Annotated in this window: 19 protein-coding genes; 7 read left to right on the forward strand and 12 right to left on the reverse strand. The window is 38.8% G+C overall.

What is annotated here, in order from left to right:
- Positions 1 to 56: 56 nt before the first annotated feature.
- The 3 genes from AM608_RS00305 to AM608_RS00315 all read right to left on the reverse strand — a co-directional run bounded on the left by AM608_RS00305 (position 57) and on the right by AM608_RS00315 (position 3843).
- Positions 57 to 1412 carry a peptidylprolyl isomerase gene (locus AM608_RS00305; RefSeq protein WP_002677119.1) on the reverse strand — a complete coding sequence of 452 codons (1356 nt, stop codon included), beginning with the start codon at positions 1410 to 1412 and terminating at the stop codon, positions 57 to 59.
- Between the two features lie 111 nt (positions 1413 to 1523).
- On the reverse strand, positions 1524 to 2690 hold the full coding sequence (locus tag AM608_RS00310; protein ID WP_053580373.1) for a hypothetical protein: 1167 nt from the start codon (positions 2688 to 2690) through the stop codon (positions 1524 to 1526).
- Complete coding sequence (locus AM608_RS00315; protein ID WP_053580374.1) at positions 2671 to 3843, reverse strand: AIR synthase related protein; 1173 nt, start codon at positions 3841 to 3843, stop codon at positions 2671 to 2673. The genes AM608_RS00310 and AM608_RS00315 overlap by 20 nt, the downstream gene beginning before the upstream one ends.
- Positions 3844 to 4060: 217 nt before the next feature.
- Here AM608_RS00315 and AM608_RS11290 point away from each other — a divergent pair, with 217 nt between their 5' ends.
- The 5 genes from AM608_RS11290 to AM608_RS00335 all read left to right on the forward strand — a co-directional run bounded on the left by AM608_RS11290 (position 4061) and on the right by AM608_RS00335 (position 10474).
- A complete protein-coding gene (locus AM608_RS11290; protein WP_157466218.1) occupies positions 4061 to 4240 on the forward strand; it encodes a hypothetical protein in 180 nt (59 codons plus the stop codon).
- Between the two features lie 263 nt (positions 4241 to 4503).
- Positions 4504 to 5592, forward strand: coding sequence for a 3-dehydroquinate synthase (gene aroB, locus AM608_RS00320; RefSeq protein ID WP_053580375.1), 1089 nt, complete (start codon positions 4504 to 4506; stop codon positions 5590 to 5592).
- A 244-nt stretch (positions 5593 to 5836) separates the two neighbouring features.
- A complete protein-coding gene (locus AM608_RS00325) occupies positions 5837 to 8440 on the forward strand; it encodes a thrombospondin type 3 repeat-containing protein (protein ID WP_053580376.1) in 2604 nt (867 codons plus the stop codon).
- A gap of 22 nt (positions 8441 to 8462) precedes the next feature.
- A complete protein-coding gene (locus AM608_RS00330) occupies positions 8463 to 9395 on the forward strand; it encodes a PorP/SprF family type IX secretion system membrane protein (protein WP_002677100.1) in 933 nt (310 codons plus the stop codon).
- A 164-nt stretch (positions 9396 to 9559) separates the two neighbouring features.
- On the forward strand, positions 9560 to 10474 hold the full coding sequence (locus AM608_RS00335; RefSeq protein ID WP_053580377.1) for a PorP/SprF family type IX secretion system membrane protein: 915 nt from the start codon (positions 9560 to 9562) through the stop codon (positions 10472 to 10474).
- Between the two features lie 18 nt (positions 10475 to 10492).
- Here the strand turns inward: AM608_RS00335 and AM608_RS00340 are convergent, their stop codons facing one another.
- The 9 genes from AM608_RS00340 to AM608_RS00375 all read right to left on the reverse strand — a co-directional run bounded on the left by AM608_RS00340 (position 10493) and on the right by AM608_RS00375 (position 20302).
- Positions 10493 to 11380 carry a DUF4249 family protein gene (locus AM608_RS00340; protein WP_053580378.1) on the reverse strand — a complete coding sequence of 296 codons (888 nt, stop codon included), beginning with the start codon at positions 11378 to 11380 and terminating at the stop codon, positions 10493 to 10495.
- Between the two features lie 20 nt (positions 11381 to 11400).
- Positions 11401 to 13773, reverse strand: coding sequence for a TonB-dependent receptor (locus AM608_RS00345; RefSeq protein WP_053580379.1), 2373 nt, complete (start codon positions 13771 to 13773; stop codon positions 11401 to 11403).
- Positions 13774 to 14152: 379 nt separating this feature from the next.
- Complete coding sequence (locus AM608_RS00350) at positions 14153 to 15025, reverse strand: OmpA family protein (RefSeq protein WP_009410200.1); 873 nt, start codon at positions 15023 to 15025, stop codon at positions 14153 to 14155.
- Positions 15026 to 15107: 82 nt separating this feature from the next.
- A complete protein-coding gene (locus tag AM608_RS00355) occupies positions 15108 to 16790 on the reverse strand; it encodes an OstA-like protein (protein WP_009419629.1) in 1683 nt (560 codons plus the stop codon).
- Positions 16791 to 17222: 432 nt separating this feature from the next.
- Positions 17223 to 17471: a hypothetical protein gene (locus AM608_RS12340; RefSeq protein WP_253273486.1), complete on the reverse strand. Its 249-nt coding sequence runs from the start codon at positions 17469 to 17471 to the stop codon at positions 17223 to 17225.
- A 19-nt stretch (positions 17472 to 17490) separates the two neighbouring features.
- Positions 17491 to 17703: a hypothetical protein gene (locus tag AM608_RS12345; RefSeq protein ID WP_253273487.1), complete on the reverse strand. Its 213-nt coding sequence runs from the start codon at positions 17701 to 17703 to the stop codon at positions 17491 to 17493.
- A 68-nt stretch (positions 17704 to 17771) separates the two neighbouring features.
- Positions 17772 to 18248, reverse strand: a complete 477-nt coding sequence (locus tag AM608_RS00365; RefSeq protein ID WP_053580380.1) for a hypothetical protein — start codon at positions 18246 to 18248, stop codon at positions 17772 to 17774.
- A 68-nt stretch (positions 18249 to 18316) separates the two neighbouring features.
- Positions 18317 to 18802: a hypothetical protein gene (locus AM608_RS00370; protein WP_253273488.1), complete on the reverse strand. Its 486-nt coding sequence runs from the start codon at positions 18800 to 18802 to the stop codon at positions 18317 to 18319.
- Positions 18803 to 19045: 243 nt separating this feature from the next.
- On the reverse strand, positions 19046 to 20302 hold the full coding sequence (locus AM608_RS00375) for a hypothetical protein (RefSeq protein ID WP_253273489.1): 1257 nt from the start codon (positions 20300 to 20302) through the stop codon (positions 19046 to 19048).
- 453 nt (positions 20303 to 20755) lie between these two features.
- Here AM608_RS00375 and rsmH point away from each other — a divergent pair, with 453 nt between their 5' ends.
- Positions 20756 to 21670, forward strand: coding sequence for a 16S rRNA (cytosine(1402)-N(4))-methyltransferase RsmH (gene rsmH / locus AM608_RS00380; protein ID WP_009417475.1), 915 nt, complete (start codon positions 20756 to 20758; stop codon positions 21668 to 21670).
- A gap of 10 nt (positions 21671 to 21680) precedes the next feature.
- On the forward strand, positions 21681 to 22010 hold the full coding sequence (locus AM608_RS00385) for an FtsL-like putative cell division protein (RefSeq protein ID WP_002671172.1): 330 nt from the start codon (positions 21681 to 21683) through the stop codon (positions 22008 to 22010).
- The last annotated feature ends 9 nt before the right edge of the window (positions 22011 to 22019 follow it).

Below are 22019 nucleotides of genomic sequence, written 5' to 3' on the forward strand. Positions count from 1 at the left end.
AGGCAAAAGTAATAAAAAATAGTGAAAAACAAAACTTGCTTTTCACTATTCACTAATTATTTCTTAAGCCAATTGTTTTCAAACTTACAGTTCTTGTATTCTCCGTTTACTGAAATGTAAGTTTTCTCGATATGTTCTTTCATCCACTTACTGATGGCTTTCAGTTGTTTTTCTTTCAGAGCTAAATCTTGTATCTTTACGTAATCCTTTACAAAGTCGGCTTGGTGTTCCTCAATACGGTTGGTGATTTGGTAAATCTTATAGGTCTTTTTGCCTGTTCTATCTTCGTCGAGGAAAGGTACTGATACCTCATTGTCTTTAAGGTCTGAAATGCGAGCGTAAAGTGTAGGCTCTATACGGGTAAGCTCGAAACGAGTAGAAAGGTCTTCGGGGTTGATAAGCTGACCGCCATCGTTGCGGGTTTCTTTTTCATCGGAGAAATTACGTGCAGCCTCGTCGAAAGTAAGCTCTTTGTTTACAATACGGTCGCGTATTTTGGCTATCTTCTCTTTAGCCTCGTTGAGAGCTTCTTGAGGAATTTCAGGCATTAACAAGATGTGTCGTACACTTACTTCCTTACCGCGAATCTTGTCCATTTGGATAATATGCCAACCGAAGCTAGACTCAAAGGGCTTAGATATTTCTCCTTCCCGCAGAGTGAAGGCTACGTCTTTAAAAGCTTTATCAAAAGCAGAGTTACGGTTGAAGGTGAGTACTTGTCCGCCAGTAGCGCGGTCTTGGGAGTAGAGAATGGCTTTGGTAGAAAAACTCATACCGTTTTCCTCTACATCTTTTTTAATATCGTTGAGTTGGTTTATTACTTTTTGTACCGAACTTTTGGGAGCTACAGGATTGACTACAATTTGAGCGATTTCTAATTCAGTACCAAAGTGCGGACGTTCATCGGCTGGAATAGCGTTGAAGAAAGTACGTACTTCCTCAGGAGTTACTTCTATATCTTTTATAATTTGTTGTTTCATACGCTGAGCGAGCATACTCACTTTTAGGAGGTTGAAAAGCTCGTCGCGCATAGATTGTTCGTCGTCTTTTTTATAGAACTCTAAAAGTTTCTTAATGTCGCCACCTAACTGAGCGGTCAAAAACTCAATACGTTGGTTCACTTGGTCACGTACTTCGCTATCGGTGAGCTTCACACTGTCTTGCACAGCTTGGTGAGCATAGAGTTTGTCTTCCATCAGTTTGCCGAGCATCTGGCAACGGTTGATTTCACGAGTGTCTACCTCTTGCTGTTGCAAATCAATATACGCCTTGTCGATATCTGATTCTAAAATCAAATAATCACCTACTACCGCTGCTACACCATCTACCTTTCTACGCTCATTGTTTTGGGCAAAAAAAGGAGTCGTGAACAACAGTATTACAAGTACTGACCAAATTTTTGTTTTATTCATAAACTTCGTTATTAACTTTAAACGTTCTGTTATTATATCAAAAGATGTGCCTAATTGCACTAACCAATTTGCAAAAGTAGTATTTATATTGGAAAAACGAAACTTTCTACTTTATTTTATTTTAAAACTACCGATGAACCACCCTATTGCGGGAAAGTAAAAAAGAGCAGTGAATGCCCATAACCATTCATAAAAATTACTGAAAATAGGATAGTTTACAATTACTGAAAAACCTTTGTAGGTGATGAGTACCTCGGTGGTGATAAAAGCAAAAAGAAACAGATAAACGAGCCATCGGTTTACTTTGTATACTTCTTCTAAAAACAGCAATAGACCTATGGTTACAATCCCTAGAAAGTTAAAGTGTAAGTAACTTATCAACAGGTCGATGTTTTTAAACAAATAAGGCGTAAGAACAGGGAAAGCACCTGTGAACATCATTACTACTTTGGCGATAAAGAAACTGATAAATACAGTAGCTAAAAAACTCTTAGGTTGTGTTTTTAGGTATAAACGCAATATCATCACTACCGCAATGAGCCAGATAAGCACCGAAGTTCCTCCTACGATATAGTAAATAGGATAGCTAAAATAGCCTACCCAAGAGATGAAAAGCGAACCTATAATTCCCGCTTGAAACAGAATGAATACACGCTTGATGAGCTGAGGATATTGAACCTCCCAACCGTATTTCTTTATAAAGAGTCCCATTAGGCTACTGAGCATAAAACCATTGTATTGAAAGTGCAAAAAGAAGGCAATGGCACACATATACATATCAGAGAACTTGCCATATTTCACTATGGTTACGGGCATTAGCCATATTCCCAAACTCGATAGGATAAGGTACCAAATTCCCATTTTTACAAAAGGAGAAGTGGCATACTTCATAAAAAACTTCGCAAAAAAATAGGTACAGAAGATAAACACTGATGAAAAACTGATAGAAACAGCCCCATATCCTTGAAAAGGAAAGCTACATAACATACCTAATACCGATAACTGAGTGATGTAGAACAGCCATCGGTAACGTTTGTGAAGTTGAGCGTTAAGAGGAATGAAAGTGCGCACTAAAATAGCCGAGAGCAGTACGTATACAAATCCTAAAAGTGCTAAATGCGAATGAGTATGCACGATATTTCGATAATTGAACTCGAAAGGATAGTCCACTACTTGTACCGAGCGCATAAAGATACCCAAGCACACAACTATAGCGAAATAGGTAAATGCCCATCGTACATCAGTTCGTATGTTTAATTTAGTATTCAAAAGTACCATATTCGCTTTTTATAGTGAGACATTTATTATCTGATGAGGCTACCCTACCTATGATTTGCGCTTCTACATTAAATGATTTTGCAATAGTGATAATATCTTCTGCAATGGCTTCCTCTACATAGAGCTCCATACGATGCCCACAGTTGAACACTTGGTACATTTCTTTCCAATCGGTTTTTGATTCTTCTTGAATGAGTTTGAAAAGGGGAGGGGTAGGGAAAAGGTTGTCTTTGATAATATGCAAGTTATCTACAAAGTGCAATATTTTAGTTTGTGCGCCTCCACTGCAATGCACCATTCCACATATTTGGGTATTGTTGTACTTTTCTAATATCTTCTTGATGATAGGAGCATAGGTACGAGTAGGAGAGAGAACGAGTTTGCCAGCGTTTAACGGACTGCCAATTACCTTGTCGGTAAGTTGTTTCGTGCCAGCATATACGAGCTCACTGGGGACAGAGGCATCGAAACTTTCGGGGTATTTGTGTGCTAATACTTTTGCAAACACATCGTGACGCGCTGAGGTGAGTCCGTTGCTACCTATACCGCCATTGTATTCGTTTTCATAGGTAGCTTGACCGTAGGAGGCGAGTCCTACAATCACATTGCCCGCTTTGATATTTGCGTTGTCAATCACTTTACGGCGTTCTATGCGCGCTGTAACGGTAGAATCGACAATGATAGTGCGCACCAAATCACCTACATCGGCAGTTTCTCCCCCTGTAGAATGGATATGCACTCCAAAGGCAGAGAGTTCTGCAATCAGCTCTTCTGTTCCGTTGATAATAGCTGAAATGACTTCCGCAGGAATGAGGTTTTTATTGCGCCCAATGGTGGACGAAAGCATAATATTATCGACTGCTCCCACACACAATAAATCGTCTATGTTCATTATGAGGGCATCTTGTGCAATGCCTTTCCACACGCTTAAGTCACCGGTTTCTTTCCAATACATATATGCCAAAGCCGACTTGGTACCGGCGCCATCGGCGTGCATTATAAGACAATAGTTGTCGTCGCCCGTAAGGTAATCGGGGACTATTTTACAAAAGGCTTTGGGGAATAATCCTTTATTGATATTTTTGATAGCTTTATGCACTTCGTCTTTGGCTGCCGAAACTCCGCGTTGTGCATAACGTTTGCTTACTTCCATTATAGTTTATTTTGAGAGGCAAAGGTAAGAATAATTTATCAATTAGCAAATTTGGTACAGCGTGGTGCGAGCCATAAGGGTAGGTAAAGAATGGACGGACAATAAGTGAAAGAAGGCTTGTAGTTAATGGTTAATGGTTAATGGTTAATGATTAGTGATTAATGGTTAATGGTGAAATTGGGAGAGGATTATACAAAGCTTATAGGATAATTAAACAATGAGTGGCTCTATAGTGGCTCTACAGTGGGTCTACAGTGGGTCTACAGTGGGTCTACAGTGGGTCTACAATGGCTCTACAATGGCTCTACAATGGCTCTACAATGGCTCTACAATGGCTCTACAATGGCTCTACAATGGCTCTACAGTGGCTCTACAATGGGTCAACAGTGATGAATAAACGAAGGAATAACGAAGGAATAACGAAGGAATAACGAAGAATGGACGAAGAATGGACGAAGAATAAACGAAGAATAAACGAAGAATGGACGAAGAATAAACGAAGAATAAACGAAGAATGGACGAAGAAACGATAAATGTAAGATAAATGTAAGATGAATGGAAGGAATAAATGTGTTGTGTATATGACGGTCTTTTGGTGCTGAAAAGGGGAATTTGTACAATTGTTATTATTTTACTACTTTTGCCAAAAATTCTGTACTGATGGAAGCAAATGTTATCAGAGCTGGAAATTACAACGTTTATTTTAATGAGGAAGGAACTGATTTTATCAATCGAATAGTTGCGGAAAAACGTCCTTCGAAGCTGTTTTTGTTGGTGGACAGTCATACCAATGAAAAATGTTTGCCTGTGTTTTTACCTACTCTCATTACTGATATTCCGATAGAAATTATAGAAATAGAAGCGGGAGAACTGCATAAAAACCTCGATACTTGTACGCAAGTGTGGCACGCACTTTCAGAATTAGGAGCCGACCGCAAGAGCTTGCTCATAAACGTAGGAGGAGGAGTGGTAACCGATTTAGGAGGCTTTGTGGCTTCTACCTATATGCGCGGAGTGCCCTTTATTAATGTGCCGACGAGTTTACTGGCAATGGTAGATGCCTCGGTAGGGGGGAAGACGGGGGTGGATTTAGGTCCTTTGAAAAATCTTGTAGGAGTGATAAACAATCCGTTGGGGGTGGTGATAGACTCGCAATATTTAGGAATGTTACCTGCTGAGGAATTGCGTAGCGGAATGGCAGAGATGTTTAAGCACGGACTTATTCGCTCGGAGGCTTATTGGAACAAAATGTGTGATTTGAGAAGCCTTTCGTTAGCTGATTTAGACAGTCTTATTCACGAATCGGTGGTGATAAAGAACGAGGTGGTAATGCAAGACCCGAAAGAATGTGGATTGAGAAAAATACTGAATTACGGTCATACGCTGGGGCACGCTATCGAGTCGTATTGTTTGGAAAACCCTAATCGCCAATGTTTGTTGCACGGAGAGGCTATTGCGATAGGAATAGTGTTGGCTACTTACCTATCGGTGAAAAAGTTAGGATTCCCTAAGGATAAATGCGATAAGGTGAAAAGCGTGTTGGGTGAGTATTTCAGCAAACAAACTTTTCATAAAGAGGATATTGAGGATATTTGTGAGTTGATGCGTTTTGACAAGAAGAATGTAGCGGGCAGAGTACACTTTGTGCTTTTGGAGAAGATAGGTAAGCCTAAAACGGATTGTGTAGTGCCTGACGAAGAGATTTACGAGGCGTTTGAGTATTATAGTGCGAGCCACACGGGGAGATAAAAGGTAAGACGTAAAAGATAAAAGGTAAAGCCAGTGAGGGCTCACAGCTGGGTGTGTGGAGGCGGATTAATTAGCAAATGAGGAAATGAGAAAATGAGCGAATGGGAAAATGGGGAGATGAGAAAATTTGACTAATAAAACAATAATTAATTATGACAACCTTTTTTAGGACGTGACAGTGATTTTTTGGGTGAATATTAAGTGAGGAAACAAAAGAAATTAAAAATATATAAAGAATTAAACATTGAGATATAGCAATTACAATAGTATTTTTTGGTTATTTATTTTGGTGGTGTTACAAGGGTCGGCACAGAGTTATTGGCGCAAAGCTGATTTCTCGACTCAGCGCAGTGTAGCAGTAACTACTAATAACCCAAATTATCAGTATTTTACACTGAATAAAAAGGCGTTTGCACGTGCTTTGGAAACCGATAGTAGACGCAGTGAGGCTACCGTTCAGATACCTGATGCCAACGGAACACTCATTACTTATCGCATTGCTCCTACGCAGGTTCTTTCGGAAGCAGTTGCACGAAAATATCCTTCTATTAAAACTTTTGTGGGTAAATCAGTAACCGACCCCTCTAAACATATTCGTTTTACGTGGAGCGATTATGGGCTTGATGCTATTATGGAAGAAGAGTTGAGCTATTCGTTTATAGAAGCAGAAGATAAAGAAGGTGTTTATTACAGGGTTTATCGTCGTAAGGATGTTGAAAAAGCATTCATAGACTGTAAAACATTAGATGTGCCTACTCTTTTACAGGAAAGTAAGGCGGCTCAACGCCCTTCATTTCAGACTAAACCTATGCAACGTACTTTTCGCATTGCAATTGCTTGTACCCACGAATATACTGATTATTTCTGGGGGAAGGCTTCAGCTTTTGCCCAAATAGTCAGTACGCTAAACCGTGTAAATGAGGTCTATGGGCAACAGTTGTCGATTGTTTTCCAGTTAGTTTCGGACGATAGTATAGTATATGAGACTAAAGATACTGACCCTTTTACGGGTATTAACTACGAAAAAGAATGGTACGAGAATAAAGCTAGTGTACTGCAAGAAGTTTTGGACAACAAGATAGGTAATGCTAATTATGATATAGGGCAGTTGTTTCACAATGCCGCAGAAGGAGGTAATGCAGGTTGTATAGGGTGCGTGTGTACCAACGACCTCAAGGGACAGGGATTTTCGTCTTATCCGTTTGCTTACGTACGCAATAGAAGTGCTTTTGATATAGATGTGGTAGCTCACGAGATAGGACATCAACTGGGGGCACGGCATACTTTTTCTTATCGCAGAGAAGATGGGTCGGGGTCGCAGATGGAACCAGGTAGTGGTACTACTATTATGAGCTACGCAGGAGTTACGCGATATTATGATGTGCAACAGAATGCTGACCCTTATTTTCATCACCGCACTATTTACGATATTACAGATAACCTACAAGGCAAGTCTTGTGCTACCGAAAATTCTACGGGCAACACCCCTCCTGAGATACCCGACTTGAAAAGCTATACTATTCCGTATGGAACTGCCTATTTATTAGAAGGTACTGCTACCGATGCTGATGGCGATGCGTTGCTTTATACGTGGGAAGAAAGCGACAATTATACAGAAACGGGTAATTATTATTTTTCACCTACAATACGTTCAGGAGCTACGGCACGCTCTATGAAACCCTCAGCACAATCATATCGCTATATCCCGCGTTTGGAACGTATAGTAGCGGGTACGCTCACCCAGCAAAAACCTAAAAAAGGAGATGCTTGGGAAACAGTGCTCAACATAGGGCGTACCTTGCATTGGACTTTTATGGTTATCGACCGTCCTTTAGCAAGTAATCAAACAGGAAATACAGCTTATAAAACTATTGATGTGGTAGTGAGTGCAGACGCAGGTCCGTTTAAAGTGAGTTCGCATACCGAGCAAAGCACCTGGTATGTAGGACAAAAAGTAAGTTTGCAGTGGGATGTAGCTAATACTGATAAAGCACCTGTGAACGCCGAAAAAGTGAAAATACTCTTTTCGACTGACGGGGGAGCTACTTTTTCGCATACCTTAGCTACGGGCTTACCCAATAACGGGAAAGCTGAAATAAGCGTGTCTGATGCTATTAAAACGCAGCAAGGAAGGTTTATGGTAAAAGCTGAAGAGAACCTATTTTTGGCGGTGAATGCAGGGAATATCATCGTAAAAGAAGATGATGATGTGGATAATGACGGTATACCTTCGCGTATGGATAACTGTCCGACTGTAGCCAACCCTGACCAAGCTGATGCTGATAATGACGGTATAGGCGACGCTTGTGATGACGATATGGACGGTGATGGAATTTTAAATGTTTTGGATAACTGCCCTACCGTGTCTAACACTACCCAACAAGACACTGACAACGATGGTATAGGAGATGCTTGCGATAACGATATAGATGGAGATGGTTTCTTAAATGACCAAGATAATTGTCCTAATGTATACAATCCAGACCAAGCTGATTTAGACGATGACGGTATAGGCGACGCTTGTGATGACGATGTAGATGGCGACGGAATCCCGAATGCACAAGACCCACAGGTGGATTATGTGCTTATCTCCAACGCTTTTACCCCTAATGGCGATGGGGTGAATGATACTTATGTGATAGCGCGCGCTGAACGATACCCTAATAACACCCTGTATATATTCAATACCTTAGGGCAATTAGTATACTCGGCTCACGGGTACAAGAACCAATGGGACGGAAAGAAATCTGATGGTACCTTAGTGCCACGAGGTTCGTATGTAGCTATTTTCAGCATTGACGGCAGTGAAAAGAACAAGAAACAACTTTGGATTTACATTAATTATTAAGAAGAGAAAAACACAGAATCCTATGAAAAAGATATTATTAAGTATGTTAGTAATAGGCACAAGTGCTTTGCACGCACAAGCTACAGACCCTACATACATTTTTTATCAACAACACGAAAACCTAATAAACCCAGCGGCAGTGGGAATGGAGTTTGGACACACTATTTCGGTGGATATACGCAACCAGTGGCGAGGAATGACCGAAGCCCCACAAACGCAAACCCTTTTTACTACGCATCGTTTGAGTGACCGCGTGGGGTTAGGTTTTTCATTGGCAAGCAACAAAGTATTTATACAGAAACAAGCAGGCATTTACGCTGATTTCTCATATGCAATACCCATTTCGTACAACTCGCGATTGATAGGAGGAATTAAATTTGGCGGTGATTTCTATAATATAGACGGAAGTGATATGACGTATTATAACGGCTTGTATAACCAATATTACCCTAATGGCACACGTATGCACCCTACTTATTATTACGACCCTTATTTGCAAACCATTTCAGGAAAGTTCCAGACTAACTTTGGGGCAGGGCTGTATTATGACCACCCTAACTTTTACGTAGGTTTTTCTATCCCTAATATGCTTGCTACCGATAGGGTGCGAATGGATAATGACCAAATGACTTCTTTAGCCGAAACGATGTACTTCTATACTATAGCAGGCTATTACTGGCGTCTTACTCCTGATTTCACTATTAAACCGCGTTTGCAGATGCGCTTAGCCAAAGGTGAATATCCCTCGACCGATATTACAGTAGCAGGAAACTTTTTGGAACGAGCAGAATTAGGGATTACTTATCGCACAGATAAGGCTGTGAATGCTTATGTGTTATTTAATATTCCTAATTATTATGTATCTATAGGCTATGGTTTTGAGAGCTATTTTCAAACCCATATGAATTTACAGTCGCGCAACTCTCACGAGTTTTTGGTGCAATTTAAATGGTAAGGCTAAGAGGTGAAAATGAAACAAAGAGTGTTATTGTAATTTAGAATTTAAGTGTTTGAGTTGTTTTTGTTTCTAATTGTTAGTTTATATTGTCTTTACTCAAATATTGGAGCTTTGTAGTTACGATTTGCTCTTATCCTTTATTAGAAGAAATTATTATCAGAATGAAAAGAAGATTACTTATCAGTGTTTTTTTGTTTATCGCAGGAGCACTACAAGCTCAATCTATAGATCCTACGTACATATTTTATCAACAACACCAAAACTTGGAGAATCCAGCTGTAGTGGGTGTAGAAAAAGGGCATACTATTTCAGCAGATATTCGCAACCAATGGCGTGGAATGAATGAAGCTCCTCAAACGCAAACCTTTTTTACCACTCACAAGATAACTGACCGCGTGGGCTTAGGGCTTTCAGTAACCAATAATAAAGTATTTATTCAGAAACAAACGGGTGTTTTTGGGGATTTTTCTTATAGAGTGCCTATAAACGAGCATTCTAATATCGTAGGAGGAATTAAGTTTGGAGGAGAGTTTTTTAATATTGATATAAGCCAAATACGAACATATAATCACTTGTACAATGCGGGACAGAATGCTACGCGCTACGACCCCTATTTGCAAGATATCTCGGGAAAGTTCCAATTCAACTTTGGAGCTGGAGTTTATTATGAATTGCGTGACTTTTATGTAGGGCTATCTATCCCCAATATGCTCGCTTCTGATAAAGTGGCTATGGAAAATGATGTAATGACTTCCGTTGCTGAGAATATGTTGTATTATGCAATGGCGGGGTATCATTGGCACATCTCTTCTGATTTTACTCTAAAACCAAGCGTACAAATACGTCTTGCTAAAAAACAAGAAGCCTCAACAAACTTCACTGTAGCTACTGACTATTTAAACCGTGCTGAGGTAGGGCTTACCTATCGCACTGATAAGGCTTTTAGCTCTTATGTACTCTTCAATATTCCGAATTATTATTTATCAGTGGGATATGGTTTTGAAACCTACTTTCAAACACATCTCAATTTACAATCGCGTAACTCTCACGAGTTTTTGGTACAAGTGAAGTGGTAGTGTGAGTTGCACGAGCAATTATTTTACTGTATATTGTAGCGTAGTATATTGTGCCACCCGAAAACCTCCAAGAGGGTTCTCACGAGAATTTCCTTTGTTCACAATATTACCTATGGGGCGCGTAGGAATAGTAAACGGGCCTTGTCCTTCTGATAATCTTATAAGCATTTGCACAAATTCTTTGTATTGAGGGTGAATCCGATAAAGTGTTACGTTTACAATATCTCCTTTGTTTAACTTATCATTATTGAGTCCTGTCATTATAAAGAAAAACTTATGGTTAGCAATGTAGTTATCATCTAAGGAGAAGTAATCAATCTTCTTGCTACTACTTTGTGTCAGCCTTACTAAATAAGCATTGGCTACACCATCACTAATACCGTCAAAGTAGAATTTTAACTCTATTTGGTCACCTAAAAAGCCTCCGTTTTCTTTTTGTACTATTTTGTCAGAAGGTATTATAGGAGCTTCAAGCATTTTGCTCTTAGCAGTATAGGTTTGTCCGTTGAGTTCTATGATAAGTTCATAGTCTTTGCCCAATTCAGGAGTGATACCTGCCGGAAATACATAACGGCTACCGCCTTTTAATGTGGCTATGTTATCAGTGGTAATGGTAGAAGTACCGTCCCATAACGAGAGTTGGTACTCTTGCGTCTGGGTTTGAGTATGTGCTTTGATTTTCACAATGGCGTTATCAATAGCAGGTGAAGGCGTATCGCCAAAATAGGCTTCCGTATAACTGATGTCCACTACAGGATAGGCTTTTGCCTCTCCTTTCTTCCAATCGAGAGATGCATCAATCACTAACTTTTGAGGAGCAGAGTCCAATTTTAAATCTATGACCTCTTCACAAGAAGTTAAAGCTAAAGCACTGAGAAGTATAATATAAATATTTTTTATTTTCATAATAAATAGAGGTTTAAGTATTAGAAACTAAAGTTATAAGTTACACTGGGTATAATACCAAAAATAGAGAGTTTAACGGCTTCATTTTTATGGGTGTCTAAGTTCTCACGGAAGGAAACACTCACAGCATTCTTGCGGTTGTACACGTTGTAAATACCGAATACCCATTCACTTTTCCAACGCTTGTTTGGGCGTTGTGGTGTATAGGTAGCCGAAAGATCCAAACGGTGATAAGTAGGCAAGCGGTATTCGTTGCGTTTGCTATAGTCAGGAACACTCATTCCTAAGTAGTTATAACGCCCTACGGGGTAATTAGTAGGTAAGCCTGATTGAAAGTTAAATACAGCTCCGAATGTCCATTTAGCAGAGAGCTCATAGGTAGCCGTAATCGAAACATCGTGAGGTTTGTCGTAGGGAGCACTATACCAGTCGCCGTAGTTGATACCTATTTCTTCAGAGGTACGTCCTTTAGTTTGCATTTCCGATTTTGAGAGTGTATAAGCTATCCACCCAGTGAGTTTACCGGTGTTTTTACGCAATAACAGTTCCAAACCATAAGCTCTGTTTTCCCCTGTTAGCAATACTTGTTCAATCGCTTCGTTAGCAATGAGGTTCGCACCGTCTATATAGTCTAAGCGATTTTGCACTTTCTTGTAATAAGTTTCAACCTCTATACTGTATTTATCGTCCGAGAAGTTAGAAGCATAACCCAACGCCACTTGGTCAGCTAACTGTGGTTTGATAAACTCATCACTGGGTGCCCATACGTTCAAAGGCGAAGGCGAAGCTGTGTTAGAAATCAAATGTACATATTGAGCCGTACGCGCATAACTCGCTTTTATTGATTTATTATCGTTGAAAGCATAACTCATAGTAAAGCGCGGTTCGAAGTTAGAGTACAAATTTATAATACGGTTGCTACCGTAGTACTTCGTCCCAATAGGAGTCGCTTTCTGATAGATTTGTCGGCTCGTGTTAAATACCACAGGGTTATCATCTTTATACACATTTACAGTACGCTTTCCTAAGTGATAAAAATTACTGAATCGCAAGCCGTATGATACCGTAAGAGCATCTCCTAATTTCTGTTCGGCATCTATATAAAAAGCTGTTTCGGCAGCGTATTTATGGTCAAGAACCTTTTCTTTGATAGTAGAGGCAGGAGATTTAGGGAGGACTTTACCAGGTTTGAAGATATAATATAATCCTTGGAAGCCATAGGTGAATTTAAACTTCTCTGATACATAGTTCTTGAAATCATATTTTAGGTTGAAATTCTCTATCCCTGAAGTCCATATCATATCAATCCAGTTAAAGTCAAACTTATAGTCGTAATTGCTATAAATAGCAGATAAATTAGAGAAGAGCTTCTCAGTAAATAAGTGATTCCAACGTAAATTCACTAAAGCATTACCATAAGCATTAGTAAGGTTATCGCTCAGTTTAAAAAGGTCTCTACCAAAGTAACCCGAAAGATACAGCGCATTATTTTGGTTCAGTTGGTAAGAGAGTTTTGTATTGAGGTCGTAAAAGTACATCGAATTTTCATTGTCGCTCAGTTTAAGGAAGAGATGAGCGTAAGAGGCGCGACCTCCTACTAAAAACGACGCTTTGTCTTTCACTATAGGACCTTCCGCAAGTAATCGTGAAGAGAGCACCCCTATGCCCCCTGTAGCCCCAAATTTGTTCTTGTTACCCTCTTTCTGATAAATATCCAAAACTGAAGCGATACGTCCGCCATAACGTGCTGGAATTCCTCCTTTGTAGAGCTTCATATCACGTATAGCATCAGCGTTGAAGACACTCAAAAAACCAAAGAGGTGCGAAGCGTTGAAAATCGTTGCCTCATCAAGAAGTACTAAATTCTGGTCAGCAGCACCTCCACGCACGTTAAATCCTGATGATGCTTCGCCTGCGTTGCTCACACCTGGCATCTGCATCAGCGTTTTGATAATATCTACTTCACCTACCAATACAGGCAGTTTCTTCACCGTAGCGATAGGAATAGAAGCTACACTCATTTCAGGCTTGCGTACTGCTGTTTTCTGGGTTGTGGCATTTGCAGTTACGTCTACTCCTGTAAGCTGAATAGTCTCAGGCTTCAGTTTGTAATCTTTGCGGATATTCTTGTTTAGTACTATAGTTTCTTGGTGAGTACCATAGCCTATATACTCAATAGTAATGGTATATTTGCCTTCAGGCAAGGTAATAGAATAAAACCCGTACTCGTTGGTAGAGGTACCTGTGTGCAGTTCTTTGATGATAAAGTTTACCCCTAAGAGCTTTTCGCCGTTAGAAGCATCAGCAATCGAACCACTAAGGGTGTATTTGTGCTGTGCAAAAACAGCAGTTGTAGCTACTAAAAACAATAGTAGCAAACATTTTCTTTTCATATGTTACTGTTTTTATTTTTCGGTACAAAAGTATAAGACAAGATGTTTATAGCACTTATCTATTTCTTTTAATAAGTTATCAATTTTGTGTCTTTTTCAGCGCAAAGATATAACAATATTGTGGTTTATACAAAAAACTAATCAATGATTAGTGAAATAATAACCAACGCTTGATTGTTTTTTTACTAAACTTACAACTTCAAAAATCTACTAATTTACCAATTTAAAAAATACCTGTCGTGCTACGACTGCTTGTGTGGCTTGCACTTTCTATTCACTCTTCCATACAAAAAAGTCAGCAATTAGCTTTACACTAACTGCTGACTCTTATCTCATTTGTTAATTCATTAATTGTTTGTGCGACTCGCACCGACTCGCACTATTTTCCTTTACCACCGATAGCAGGGTCTTTCATTCCCTCTTCAATCATAGTGTAGAATTGGTCGAGCTTAGGCAATATCACAATACGAGTACGACGGTTTAGAGCGCGTCCGTTAGCATCACCATTGCTTGCTAATGGCACGTAGTAGCTACGTCCGGCAGCGGTCATACGTTCAGGAGCAACTCCAAAGTCTTTTTGTAATACACGTACAATCTCGGTAGCACGCATTACGCTCAAATCCCAGTTGTCACGAATACAACTTGTTTTGATGTTTACGTTATCGGTGTGTCCTTCCACCATAAACTCAAAGTCAGGTTTATTTTTAACCACTTTTGCAACTTTTTCAAGTACGCTCTTTGCGTTTTTAGAAATAGTGTAGCTACCACTGCTGAAAAGCATCTTATCAGAGATATTGATAAATACCACACCTTTTTCTACTTTGATGTCTACATCTTGGTCGTCTAAGTTACCCAACACTCCTTTGAGGCTTTGTACCAAGGCGAGGTTTATTGAGTCACGACGGGTAACAGCATCGCGCAAATTCTTGATAGTTAAATCTTTTTCACGCAAGCTTTCCAATGATTTTTCAAGGTTCTCAGCACCTTTTTGGGTAAGCGTAGTAAGGTTACCCATATTGTTGATGAGCTGCTGATTGTTTTCTTTGAGCAAGTCGTTCTGATTTTTCATACTCTCCAACTTGTGAGTCAAGTTGTTCTTTTCGTCTAAACACATATTGAGTTTTACGGTAGCAGTGTTTAGCAAATCCTCAGTCTGTTTGTTTCTTGCTTCTAATTCAGCATACTTCTTTTTGGATACGCACGATGTGGTAATTAATCCCAACACCGACATTGCGATAATAAATTTTTTCATATAGTTTATGTTTTAAAATTAATCAATAGGCAAATGTACGCCTTTTTTTATTATTGTGCAATAAAAATGCCAACTTTTCGTCTTATTTGCTTTTTGGCTTCTCTTTAGCCTTCTCTTTTCCAGCCTTATTGTCTTTTTTAAGCGACGGATTTGCAAGCAGATTTTCCTCCTCGTCTATCTCCTCAGGAGTCTTCATTCCCTTAATTTTCTTGGGTTTTATTTTCTTCTCCGCATCGCTAAAAATCTCTTCTTTACTGCGGATACGTTCATCACCTCGCCATATAAATTCCTTAAACTTACGGTCGTTCACGTGTAATTTATCGTCTGGGTATAAATTCCCCGATGGTTGTGTAATAAACACCGTTTGTTGTATTTGCTGGTCTTTGTTTAAATAGAGCTTAATATGACTACAAGTCAGTTTGTTGATGCCTACCAGCTCCTTAGCGTCGTTATACACGTAATAAATAGACTCGGTATTCTGCAAAAAGTCTATTTGTCGCAAAACATTTTTCTTGAATTTGCCATACAAGAACTTACCTTTCACTTGGTTATAGCCATCGCCCAAACTGTCTTTCTCTACCACCAGTGCGTTGTTAAACACTTTCAAAGAGTCCAATTGCTCGGTCTTCGTATTGGCAATCAGGTGAATATTGTCACCCGTCATTTGGCTTTCGCCTGTCCACGCTACAGGTTTGCCCACCATTTGGGTCAGCCCATTAGCCTCGTCAGAGTGAATTGAATCGCACTTGGCTTGCATATCACTTTTGAAAATACGAGCATCGGGGTAAGCGCGAATCACGCGGTGTTGCGGTTTGCCAGTAACCAAAATGCGCTTGCCGTGCATATACATCGAGTCTTTCTCTACTAATGTGATTACCACTGCCTTTTTGGTGATAAACATCGAATCTTTTGCCTTGTGAATTTCGCCGTAATGCCCTCGTACAAAGGTCTTGTTTACCGTGTCCGAAATGAAGATATTGTTAGAGCCCGAAGAAAACTGACGGCGTTTATCAAAATACAAACTGTCGCCCACCAAGGTTTTCAGGTCGTATTCTATCTTAGCGTGCTTCATAAAATACCCCAATTGTCGACGCGTATCGTAAAAACCTCGCTCGCAATACACTTTGTAGTCAGCGCCCACAATGGTAGTTTTGCCGTAAAAATAGGCGTTGCCCGAATTGTGATAATAGTCCAACACCTGCGAATTAACCGTAAAATCTCTATTGACAATCTTTACCGAATTGGTAAATTGGTTTTTCTTGGTCGTTACGTAATACTTTCCTGTTTTACTGGTGAGCTCATTTTCAGGGTCAGTAATTTTCCCGAAATTGTTGTAATAAGCCTCCTGAGAGTTGCGGTCGAAGAAGAGTTCTTGGGTTTCCAGCGTCATATTCCCATTGCGCAATAGCACGTTCTCGCGGGCTACAGCCGTTTTAGTATTCCCTTTATACGATACGTACTGACTGTTCATTTGTAGCGTGTCGCCTTGTTGTAGGACTACATTGCCGTGTGCAATCACCTCGTTTTTCTCCTCATAGAGCACAGCCAAATCGCACCACACGTCTAACCCTTGATGTCGAAACTGTACCCGTTGTCCGTCCGATTTAAAGATAGTAGCCCCGGGGTATTTCTCATTGTCAATTGTAAATTCCCCCCCGTAGATAATTTCGATACGGCGGGTCTTGCTATTGTCATTCTGAGCCCAAAGGTTAGTACAAAAGGTTAATAAACAAGTGAATAATATATAGTAATATGTTTTTTTCATTCAAATTCATTCCAATGATGGTGCAAAGATACGAAAATAATCATAAATGCCAATACATCTATGCCCCACACATCAATTTTTATACCATTCTCTTCCAGTTCACAGCCTTTACGGTTTCTATATTCCTCCTTTTTTGTCTCTATATACTTTCGTTTTTCCAGTCTTCACCCTTCGCTTAATTAACACTTTTTAACTCTTTAATCTTCGCTCTTAATCCCTCATTCTTAACTACTTATATACCCTTTCTATACCAATCGTCCAAGATTCGTATAAGCTTCCTATAAGCTTTCTATAAGCTAACTATACCATAACCCTATCTTCGATACTTTCCGATTTTCTCCGAGATTCTCCGATAACACACCTTTACAATCCCTACTCTATTGAAAAAAATAAGGCAATAGTTTTTCATACCATTGCCTTATTTTTTAACTGTTAAAGATACAAGAAGCACAATCTTTTAGGATTAAGACACATTCCTATAGCGATACTGATAATCTTGTTATCATCATCTACTACCACAGCAGCCTGAAAGAAAACACCTTTTAGATCTTTATCATAAATATAATATACATCTCCCCTATCAGAAGCTACAGCACCACCTTCTGTTTTAAGTTTTTTATCAGCTTCTTTAAAGTTTAGTATCTTATATCTATGTCCTTGTAAGATTTGCTTTATATACAAAAGAGATTCTTTTATTTCATCAATTTCTTTTTTTTGTATAGGTTCTTGTGAGTTTAAACGATGGGAAAATCTGTTGTATATCCTCGTTTTCATAAATATTTAAGATCTCCTCATCAGTATTGAGGAGCGTATGGACATATTCCTCTACTACTTTTCGTTGTTTTGCCTCTTTATTAGGAGGGGTCATCGCTAATAAAGGCAATACTAAAATTAGAAAAAATAACTGTTTCATAAGGTTATTTTACATTATTCTACAGAATAAGACAATGGTTTTATTACCATTGCCTTATTTTTTAACTGTTAAAGATACAGAAAGCATAGCCTTTGTGGTTGACCGCAGATCCCAATAGCAATACTGATAATTTTATAGTCATCATCCACTATCACAGATGCCTCAAAGTATATGTCTTTTTTATCGATATCATAAATATAATATATATTCCCCCTATCAGGAGCTATAGCTTCTCCATTCAGCTTTTCATTAGCTTCTTTAAAGTTTAGTATCTTGTATTTATGTCCCTTTAAGGTTCGCTTTACATACAATAAAAAATTTATCGCATTATTAATCTCATCTTTTGTATAGGTCCTTGTAATTTTTAACAATGGTGTTATATTTTGTATATCTTCATTATTAGAAATCCTTTGTATCACTTCATCGTCTGTATTGAGAAGTGTATGTACATATTCCTCTACTACTTTTCGTTGTCTTGCCTCTTTATTAGGAGGAGTCATTGCTAGTAAAGGGAGTATTAAAATTAAATATAATAACTGTTTCATAGGGTTAGTTTTACATTATTCTACAGAATAAGACAACAGCAAAAAGCCATTGCCTTATTTTTTAACTGTTAAAAATACAGAAAGCATAGCCTTTGTGGGTGGTCACACATTACAATGGCGATACTTATAATTTTATAATTATCATCTACTACCACAGAAGCGTAAAAAAACACACCATCTTCATCTATATCATAAATATAATACACATTTCCCCTATCAGAATCAGGAGGGATTATTTTATCTTTCTTTAATTTTTTAGCACCTTCCTTAAAGTTTAGTATCTTATATCTATGTCCCTGCAAGGTTCGCTTTACATACAACAGAAAATCTACTAAGCCTTCTGTTTCTTCTGTTGGATAGGTCTTAGTAAAGTTAAAAGAAGGAAAAATATTCACTATATCCTCTTTCTTAGCAATACTTTGTATCACTTCATCGTCAGTATTGAGAAGTGTATGTACATACTCTTCTACTACTTTTCGTTGTCTTGCCTCTTTATTAGGAGGAGTCATCGCTAGTAAAGGGAGTATTAAAATTAAAAAAAATAACTGTTTCATCTTAGCAACCATTTCCTTTACTTGCTGGAGCTGTTCCTCCACTTGTATTAATTTTATCTTTAAATGTGGGACTATCTCTTAGAGCTTTACCCAATGCACCAGGGTTAGAACCGCTTCCTATACCCCAATTCGATTTGCTATAAGGTAAAGTAATCCCTGCTAATTTTGCTACGGATATGGCAAAATCAGTACAATTACTACTGCTTAAATTGTATTGACGGGCATAAGATTTTTGAGATAACTCTATAATCTTTTGTAACTGTTCTGGAGAAATCTCAGTCGAAAAAGAAACAGAAAAGTATGCCTATCGTCTTTCCCTAATACGGACGAAACATCATTATTACCTATTGTTCTGATACCTGGTACATTAGGGTAAAATCCATAGGTATATTGGTTTTCTCCTTGTGTAATACCTATAAAAGTATGCCCTACATTTATCCATTTTATAACACCTCCTGTTCCTGGTTTAGGCTCATCTACATAAATGGTTAATGTAGCTCCCTTATTGAGGTCTACTGTGCTAAAGAAGCATTTATTATTAGATATAGGGTGGTCGGGTCTATCAGGAACTGGAGCTTCTTCTTTTTCCTCTTCTTCTTTTGCCATACCTGCTCCTACATTACTACTGCTACCTCCGCCACCTATGGCTCTTCTTTTTTCTCTTAGCTCTTGAAGAGCTATTCTCTTATCTTCTCTATCTCTATCATCATAAAAGTCGCCATAACCATATGGTGAATAATCATAATATGTATAATGAGGAAAGTCAGATTTATTTCTACTTTTTCTAGGAAATCTACCATAAACAGTAACAGGCTCTAACACAAAGTAGTCTTTTCCTCCACCCCCACCTTCGCCTCTTTCCTTTGGGTCATCTCCTTCATCATCTATAGAAAAAGGCAGAGGTGCAATAATAAAAGGACAACTTCTACATATAGGCTTTTCCGCGGTTGCTGAGGCCTCGTTATTATCTATAATTCGATAACTTCCTTTGCGTTTGGGTACTATTTTATGAGTAATAACTCCATCTGTCATTCGGTAAGCCGAAAGAAAGACACCTTTAGTATCAAGCAAATAAAAATCAGCATTTATAATACGACGATCTGCCATAATACTATCTATCTGAGTAAGAAAAAGATATTGCTTAGTCTTCCCATCTTTTTTAAGGAAGAGTACTTCTCCATTGAGTTCTGTTTTAGAGATCCTCACAGGCACTTTGGCATAAGGCATTTCCTCAAAGTCTTTCATTTGCTCAAAATACCGCCAATCGGTTTCTAATTCAATAAACGGGTACTTCCTACGGCTTACACTGTTGGCAGTGCGCTTCTGGTTTTCCGAAGCCTCAAAAAGGCTCTTGGCTTCGTTTAAGCTCACTACCGCTTGTGGGTCTACGGCAGGAACAGGGTCTTGTTGTGGTGCCTCAGGGGCATCTTCACGTTGGCAATAAGTAAGCGCAAGGGCTACCAATGCCAACATTCCAAATTTGAAAGTTCTTTTTCTCATAGTTTATTTATTTTTATTTTTGAGCCAAAAGTATAATATATTTCTTTAAAAGTCAATAGGCAAAAGTAAATTTTAACATTTTGTCCCTCCTTCAAACTTTGCTAAAAAATAGGGTAAATCCTTCATTTTAACATTTTTTTCTTAGTCATTTTGTCCAAACATTGCTGAAAACTCAAAGTTTAAGTCAAATCATTGTATTTTTTTCAATAACACAAACTATAATATTTAACACATTTTAACCCTCTACAATCTGTAAATTTAACTTATTTCTTCCTTTCTAAGCCTCTCCAAGAATTCCAAATAAACTCTCATTTTCTCATTCTCCCATTTTCTCATTCTCACATTCTCTCATTTTCTCATTTCCTCATTTTCTCATTCTCACATTTAATTTAAATTTGGTGGTTGAGTATTAAATTCGTACCTTTGCACTCTATTATATCACGTAGCAAGTAAATGAACAATAACACCCCCTATCATACTCCTGTACTCTTAACGCAAAGCATTGAGGGACTGAATATCAAAGATAATGGCACTTATGTCGACGTTACCTTTGGTGGGGGAGGACATTCGCGCGAAATCTTAAAGCACCTCGGTAAAAACGGACGCCTCTATGCGTTCGACCAAGATGCCGACGCCCTTAATAATACCATCGATGATGAACGTTTTACTCTTATTCAGCAAAACTTTAAGTATCTGCGTCAGTATTTGCGCTTTTATGGAGTAACACAAGTAGATGGGGTTTTGGGTGATTTTGGGGTTTCCTCTCACCAGTTCGATGTAGCTGAGCGTGGTTTCTCTACTCGTTTTGAAGGTACACTCGATATGCGTATGAACCAGCAAGCTCCTCTTTCAGCCCAAGAAGTCGTCAATGAGTATGGCGAGATAGAACTCACTCATATCTTTTTTCAATATGGCGAACTAAAAAATGCCAAAGCGATAGCCCGTGCCATAATCAGTTACCGAGAGCAGAAGCCAATACGCTTAGGCAGTGAACTACAAGAGGCAGTAAAAGCTCTTTTGCCTAAATTTAAAGAGAACAAAGTGTTAGCACAAATCTATCAAGCCATTCGTATAGAGGTAAATGCCGAAATAGAAGCTTTGGAATCATTTTTGCTACAACTCCCTGCCGTAGTCAAGCCCCAAGGGCGTATCAGCCTTATCAGCTATCATTCACTCGAAGACCGCTGTGTAAAACGCTTCATTCGAGACGGACAGTTAGAAGGAGCTCCTGAGAAAGATTGGTATGGCAATGTGTCAGTACCCTTTAAAAAAGTAGGCGGTCTCATCACTCCTGATGATACTGAAATAGCACAAAACAGCCGTGCTCGTAGTGCCAAACTCCGTATCGCCGAACGTTTAAACTCATAACTGAAAAAAAATGGGAAAAGCCACTGATGAAATAAAGAATATATTGCGAGGAAAATTTTTGGTAGAAGGTAAAGAAGCTACCCGAAATTGGTTCTTCATAAGCTTTCTTTTTGCTTTGGGAGTTATAATGATAGCCAGCTCGCATATGGTAGACCGCAAAGTACACCAAATAGCTAAGCTCAACGACGAAGTAAATGAGCTCAAGAGTGAATTCGTCGATGTGCGTTCGCGTTTGCAGAAAGTGCGTTTGGAGTCTTCGCTTTTAGAACAATTAGAAAGTAAAGGACTTAAACAACCCGAAAAACCACCACAAAAAATAAAGGCAATTGTAGAAGAGTAATCTTTGAGA

This window comes from Capnocytophaga sp. oral taxon 323 (genome assembly GCF_001278825.1).
GTDB classification, from domain to species: Bacteria; Bacteroidota; Bacteroidia; order Flavobacteriales; family Flavobacteriaceae; genus Capnocytophaga; species Capnocytophaga ochracea.

What these genes read in the sequence shown, in the direction of transcription:
- AM608_RS00330 (WP_002677100.1), top strand. Translation starts at nt 8,463, where the DNA reads ATGAAAAAGATATTATTAAGTATGTTAGTAATAGGCACAAGTGCTTTG.
- AM608_RS00375 (WP_253273489.1), bottom strand. Translation starts at nt 20,302, where the DNA reads ATGAGAAAAAGAACTTTCAAATTTGGAATGTTGGCATTGGTAGCCCTT.
- AM608_RS00385 (WP_002671172.1), top strand. Translation starts at nt 21,681, where the DNA reads ATGGGAAAAGCCACTGATGAAATAAAGAATATATTGCGAGGAAAATTT.
- AM608_RS00305 (WP_002677119.1), bottom strand. Translation starts at nt 1,412, where the DNA reads ATGAATAAAACAAAAATTTGGTCAGTACTTGTAATACTGTTGTTCACG.
- AM608_RS00355 (WP_009419629.1), bottom strand. Translation starts at nt 16,790, where the DNA reads ATGAAAAAAACATATTACTATATATTATTCACTTGTTTATTAACCTTT.
- AM608_RS00310 (WP_053580373.1), bottom strand. Translation starts at nt 2,690, where the DNA reads ATGGTACTTTTGAATACTAAATTAAACATACGAACTGATGTACGATGG.
- AM608_RS00350 (WP_009410200.1), bottom strand. Translation starts at nt 15,025, where the DNA reads ATGAAAAAATTTATTATCGCAATGTCGGTGTTGGGATTAATTACCACA.
- AM608_RS00335 (WP_053580377.1), top strand. Translation starts at nt 9,560, where the DNA reads ATGAAAAGAAGATTACTTATCAGTGTTTTTTTGTTTATCGCAGGAGCA.
- AM608_RS00365 (WP_053580380.1), bottom strand. Translation starts at nt 18,248, where the DNA reads ATGAAACAGTTATTATATTTAATTTTAATACTCCCTTTACTAGCAATG.
- AM608_RS12345 (WP_253273487.1), bottom strand. Translation starts at nt 17,703, where the DNA reads ATGAAACAGTTATTTTTTCTAATTTTAGTATTGCCTTTATTAGCGATG.
- AM608_RS00315 (WP_053580374.1), bottom strand. Translation starts at nt 3,843, where the DNA reads ATGGAAGTAAGCAAACGTTATGCACAACGCGGAGTTTCGGCAGCCAAA.
- AM608_RS00345 (WP_053580379.1), bottom strand. Translation starts at nt 13,773, where the DNA reads ATGAAAAGAAAATGTTTGCTACTATTGTTTTTAGTAGCTACAACTGCT.
- AM608_RS11290 (WP_157466218.1), top strand. Translation starts at nt 4,061, where the DNA reads ATGAGTGGCTCTATAGTGGCTCTACAGTGGGTCTACAGTGGGTCTACA.
- AM608_RS00370 (WP_253273488.1), bottom strand. Translation starts at nt 18,802, where the DNA reads ATGAAACAGTTATTTTTTTTAATTTTAATACTCCCTTTACTAGCGATG.
- rsmH (WP_009417475.1), top strand. Translation starts at nt 20,756, where the DNA reads ATGAACAATAACACCCCCTATCATACTCCTGTACTCTTAACGCAAAGC.
- AM608_RS00340 (WP_053580378.1), bottom strand. Translation starts at nt 11,380, where the DNA reads ATGAAAATAAAAAATATTTATATTATACTTCTCAGTGCTTTAGCTTTA.
- aroB (WP_053580375.1), top strand. Translation starts at nt 4,504, where the DNA reads ATGGAAGCAAATGTTATCAGAGCTGGAAATTACAACGTTTATTTTAAT.